This is a genomic window from Oleiphilus sp. HI0132 (assembly GCF_001635845.1).
The window spans coordinates 1-619 of record NZ_LWGJ01000663.1 but is presented as its reverse complement, the minus strand read 5'-3'; the positions used below and the strand labels follow the sequence as shown (position 1 = coordinate 619).

Annotated in this window: 1 protein-coding gene; it reads right to left on the bottom strand. The window is 42.2% G+C overall.

The window, feature by feature from the left end; genetic code table 11:
- Positions 1–473, bottom strand: a 473-nt coding sequence (locus tag A3766_RS08030; protein WP_068642057.1) for a SprT-like domain-containing protein, incomplete at its 3' end; no start/stop codon positions are given.
- Positions 474–619: the final 146 nt, after the last annotated feature.

The following is a 619-nucleotide window of genomic DNA, read 5'->3' as shown; positions in this document are numbered from 1 at the left end:
ACGATTCTATTGTGTCGAATTGCGCTCAAATCATGAATTCGATCGTGACATGCACAAATATATGCAAAGGTTCGTCGTGCCCTTTTCGCGCTTGAGAAGTTATGCCTTACCTTTGGCTCAACATTAAATACTTCTGACATAACCTGCTTCCACTGTCGTCCATGCGGCATTACCTTCTTGCCTTCATGATAGCGACCAAAATACTGATAGACGATGAGGTGTGCACATTCGTGAGGTACAACCTCTTCGATAAAGGCTTGTTGGTTTTGATTTAAGAGCGCCTGATTAAATCGAAGCTTGTATCGATAAGTCTTAAAAGCGTTTTGTGTGACGACAAACTGGCCGGCAGCTTGCCCCTTTAGAAGAAAGCAAAGGTTGTGATAAACGAAGCTTTTCTTAAGGTGATGTTCTGCCTGCCGCAGGCAGTGTTCTACCGATGATTGCACATCAGCTTGATAGTTGCTTTGGTTCATCTTGGCTAAGTGTTTTTCGGTCTTCTTAAGTTCANATACAGCGGTGCATTATGCAAAAATTTACAGTACCATGCCCAGCTTTATTTTTTGTCACACCAAGCCTTTAGGGAAAACGCCATGTATGAACTCGACTTACTCTATATATT